At 66.1% G+C, this 4,268-nt stretch carries 4 protein-coding genes; 3 read left to right on the forward strand and 1 reads right to left on the reverse strand.

What is annotated here, in order from left to right; genetic code table 11:
* From AADJ04_RS17660 to AADJ04_RS17670, 3 genes are all read left to right on the forward strand, one after another.
* Positions 1 to 447 (forward strand): sigma-70 family RNA polymerase sigma factor (locus tag AADJ04_RS17660; RefSeq protein WP_341240415.1); only part of this gene is annotated, 447 nt, incomplete at its 5' end.
* Between the two features lie 519 nt (positions 448 to 966).
* On the forward strand, positions 967 to 1,977 hold the full coding sequence (locus tag AADJ04_RS17665) for a tripartite tricarboxylate transporter substrate-binding protein (protein ID WP_338819235.1): 1,011 nt from the start codon (positions 967 to 969) through the stop codon (positions 1,975 to 1,977).
* A 69-nt stretch (positions 1,978 to 2,046) separates the two neighbouring features.
* Positions 2,047 to 3,621 carry a methyl-accepting chemotaxis protein gene (locus AADJ04_RS17670; protein ID WP_341240416.1) on the forward strand — a complete coding sequence of 525 codons (1,575 nt, stop codon included), beginning with the start codon at positions 2,047 to 2,049 and terminating at the stop codon, positions 3,619 to 3,621.
* Positions 3,622 to 3,708: 87 nt separating this feature from the next.
* Here AADJ04_RS17670 and AADJ04_RS17675 read toward each other — a convergent pair whose 3' ends face one another.
* Positions 3,709 to 3,978, reverse strand: a complete 270-nt coding sequence (locus tag AADJ04_RS17675; RefSeq protein WP_341240417.1) for a tripartite tricarboxylate transporter substrate-binding protein — start codon at positions 3,976 to 3,978, stop codon at positions 3,709 to 3,711.
* Positions 3,979 to 4,268: the final 290 nt, after the last annotated feature.

Below are 4,268 nucleotides of genomic sequence, written 5' to 3' on the forward strand. Positions count from 1 at the left end.
AGCCGCCAGCACTTGCAAGAGTTTGGCTTCGAGCCCGATGCGTCCATCCTGGCGGCGAAGATGGAAATCCCCGAGGACAAGATCCGCAAGATCATGAAGATCGCCAAGGAGCCGATCTCCATGGAAACACCGATCGGGGACGACGACGACAGCCACCTGGGCGACTTCATCGAGGACGGTGCCAACACAGCGCCTATCGAAGCCGCCATGCAGGCCGGCCTGCGCGATGTGGTCAAGGACATCCTTGATGGCCTGACCCCCCGCGAAGCCAAGGTGCTGCGCATGCGCTTTGGTATCGAAATGACCAGCGACCACACCCTGGAAGAAGTGGGCAAGCAGTTCGACGTGACCCGTGAGCGCATTCGCCAAATAGAAGCCAAGGCGCTGCGCAAGCTCAAGCACCCCTCGCGCTCGGACAAGCTGCGCAGCTTCATCGATTCGCTGTAACAGCCCTTTGAGAGCAGCCACGGGCTGCCCCGGCACAGCCTCTACAGCCCACCGCCCTTGCACAGGCCGGTGGGCTTTTTTGTGCCTGGCGCTGGCGCCCCCAGCACCACCACCTGCTTGGAGCAGAAATGCATCCCAGTGCTTTATAGATAAGCGCCAGCAGCTATTATTTTCATAGCAAAACACTTCAAGACTGGCGCCAGCCCTGCGCGCAAGCGCAGCATTTCATGGCCCGGCAGCGCCCCGCAACGCACCGTGGCAGTGCAAGTCGAGACGCTTCGGATTCAGGGCATACCCTAATCCGCAGGACAGCCAATTGACAGTTTTGCAAGTCAGCATTACCGGCACTACAAAAACATCCAGGCGTTCGGTGTGGCCACCGCATGACCTGGCAAGGGCTTGAGCTGTCATCGTTGGCAGACAGAATGCAGCGCACCGTGCCCGCCCCCTCCCCATGACTCGTGTTGATGGCGCCCGGCGCGGCATTCACACCCCACCCTCACCGAAGGTTTATTTCACATGCAACGCAGACAGATCCTCGCCCGCAGCGCCGCTTTGGCCTCCATGTTGACCTCGCTGGCACCCGCAGCCCTGGCGCAAGCCACTGCCGCTCGCGCAGCCGCGCCTGCCGCCAAGGCGGCCAAGGTGGCGGGCACGCTGCGCATCGTCATTCCCGCCAACCCTGGCGGCGGCTGGGACCAGACGGGCCGTGCGCTGGGCGCCGCCCTCAAGGCTGTGGGCGCGGCAGACCAGGTGGAATATGAAAACATCGGTGGCAAGGGCGGCACCATTGGCCTGGCCAAGTACGCGGAAAAATACGGCAGCGATGCCAACACCCTGCTGATGGGCGGCATGGTGATGGTGGGCGCCGTGGCCCTGCAAAAGCCTGCGGTGGACATGGGCCACATCCAGCCCCTGGCCCGCCTGACCAGCGACTACCTCATCGCCGCCGTGCCCGCCGCCTCCTCCATCAAGACCGGCAAGGACCTGGCCAATGCCATGCGCACCGACCTGGCCGCCCTGCCGGTGGCCGGTGGCTCAGCCGGGGGCGTGGACCACATCTACGCCGGCGTGCTGGCCCGGGCGGCCAAGGCCAAGCCCGAGGCGCTGGTGTACCGCCCCTTTGCCAGCGGGCCCGAGGTGGTGGCTTCGCTGCTCAAAGGCGACGCAGCCGTGGGCCTGTCGGGCTACAGCGAATTCAGCGACGCGCTGGCCGCGGGCAAGCTGCGGGCTGTGGGCGTATCGGCCCGGCGCAATGCCTTTGGCATCCCCGCCTTCAAGGACCAGGGCATTGACGCGGTGATGGCCAACTGGCGCGGCGTGTTCACCGGCAAGGACGTGAGCCCCGCCCGCACCGCCGAGCTGCTGGCCGCCGTGGAGCAGGCCACGCACCACGAAAGCTGGCAGCAAACCCTCAAGCAAAACCGCTGGGAAGCCTCGTGGCTGTCGGGCAAGGACCTGAGCGAATTCTTGGAGCTGGACCTGACCACCGCCCGCGTGATGGTGTACCTGCTCAAGCTCAAGGCTTGATGGCCCTGCCCTGAGCTGCAGGCCGCGCGATACCGGGGCAAGCGCCCCATTGATTCAGAGAGTTGACCCATGACACTGTCCAACCACTCCATCGGTGCACGCATGGCCACGGCCCTGGGCCTGGTGCTGGCCCTGCTGCTGGGCGCAGCGCTGTTCGGCATTGCCACGCTGTACCGCACGCTGGGCACCTACGACAGCACCGTGCTGCAACGCGTGGCGCAAGAGCGCGCCGTGAGCCGCATGGAAAGCGAGTTCAAAACCCAGGTGCTGGAGTGGAAGAACACCCTGCTTCGCGGTGAAGACTCGCGCAAGCGCGAACTGCACTGGGCTGCCTTCCAGGCCAGCGAAAAGCGCGTGGCCGACGCCGCCCGTGCGCTGGAGCCGCAACTGAGCGACGCCAACGAACGTGCCGCGCTGCAGAAGTTCACCGACGCCCACGCGCAGATGGCACAGGGCTATCGCAAGGGGTTTGAGGTTTTCCAGTCGCTCGGCTTTGTGCCCGCAGCGGGCGATGCCGACGTGGCCGACATCGACCAGGGCCCGGCCAAGCTGCTCACGGCGCTGAGCGAACAGGTGGCCGCCAGCAGCGCCGCCATTGCCCAGGCAGCCGCGCAGGATGCGCGCAACGCGCTGGTCAGCAGCCTGGTGGCGCTGGGCCTGGTCACGGGCCTGGGCGTGCTGGCCGGGCTGGTGCTGACGCGATCGGTGGTGCGGCCACTGCGCGAGGCGGTATCCGTTGCGCACAAGGTGGCGGCGGGCGACCTGACCTCGGACATTCCGCTGGACGGGCAGGACGAGCCCGCCCGGCTGCTGCAGGCCCTCAAGGCCATGCAGGACAACCTGAAGAACGTGGTCTCGGGCGTGCGCAGCAGCGCCGAAAGCGTGGCCAGCGCCAGCGCAGAGATTGCACAGGGCAATGCCGACCTGAGCGCACGCACAGAGCAGCAGGCCAGCTCGCTGGACGAAACCGCAGCCTCCATGCAGCAACTGCAGACCACGGTGCAGCAAAACGCCGCCACGGCCCAGCGCGCCAGCGACCTGGCCCGCAATGGCTCGGCCGTGGCAGAGCGCGGCGGCGCGGTGGTGGAGCAGATGGTGCAGGTGGTGCAAGGCATTCAAGACAGCTCGCGCCGCATTGCCGACATCACCGGCGTGATCGATTCGATTGCCTTCCAGACCAACATCCTCGCACTGAACGCGGCCGTGGAGGCTGCCCGTGCGGGCGAGCAAGGCCGGGGCTTTGCCGTGGTGGCCAGCGAGGTGCGCAACCTGGCCACGCGCAGCGCGGGCGCCGCGCAAGAGATCAAGACCCTGATCCAGGCCAGTGTGGAGCGGGTGCAGGCAGGCTCCGAGCTGGCCCACAACGCCGGTGGCACCATGGCCGAGGTGGTGTCGTCCATTCGCAGCGTGAGCGAGCTGATGCAGGAAATCAGCCACGCCAGCAGCAGCCAGACCAACGACATGCTGAACGTGACCCAGGCCATCGTGCGCATGGACGAAGCCACGCAGCAAAACGCCGCCCTGGTGGAAGAAAGCGCCGCCGCAGCCGGCAGCCTGAGCACCCAGGCGCGCGAGCTGGTGCAGGCCGTGGCCGTGTTCCGCCTGCGCCGCCAAGGCGGCCAGGCCACCGCCTTGCTGCGGTGAACGGCCCCCTAGCTCACTTTTTCATAGCTGCCAGCGCTTTCCAGATAAGCGCTGGAGGCCTAAAAGGCTTTAAGCCCCTGGAACCGCTCAATCCAGCTTCACGTTGGCGTTCTTCACCACCTGCGCCATGCGCGCGGCTTCGCTGCGGAAGAAGGCGGCAGCGGCATCGGGCGGGGTGAGCTTGATTTCGTAGCCCTGGGCGACGAGCGCATCGCGCGCTTCGGGCATCTCCATCGCTGCCTTGAAGGCGTTGTACAGCCGGGCCAGCTCGGTCTTGGGCAGGCCGGCAGGGGCCACGGGGGCAATCCAGCCGTCCAGCTCGTAGGCGGGCAGGCCCTGCTCGGCAATGGTCGGCACACCGATCACCGAGCCGTCCCAGAACCTGCTCGCCGCCTTTTTGCAGCCGCGCGAGCTCCTTTTCGGGATGGGATGCTAGGCGCGGTGAGCAGTGGATAGCACTGCTATCCACAAACGCCGCAACGCCGCAGACCGCCCGAAAAGGCACTTGCCCGCAGGGTTGGAGTGAAATCGGGCGATTGAACGCCCCGGCTGCTTGCATGGGCACGAGCCCATGCAAGCATCCGGAGCATCCACTCATCCCGATTGCACTACAACGCGGGGGTAAAAAGGCGGCGAGCAGGTTCATG

Origin of the sequence: uncultured Acidovorax sp. (assembly GCF_964021665.1) — a bacterium.
GTDB lineage: Bacteria > Pseudomonadota > Gammaproteobacteria > Burkholderiales > Burkholderiaceae_C > Acidovorax > Acidovorax temperans.

Coding starts and splice junctions, on each gene's coding strand:
- AADJ04_RS17670 (WP_341240416.1), top strand. CDS start 2,047: ATGACACTGTCCAACCACTCCATCGGTGCACGCATGGCCACGGCCCTG.
- AADJ04_RS17665 (WP_338819235.1), top strand. CDS start 967: ATGCAACGCAGACAGATCCTCGCCCGCAGCGCCGCTTTGGCCTCCATG.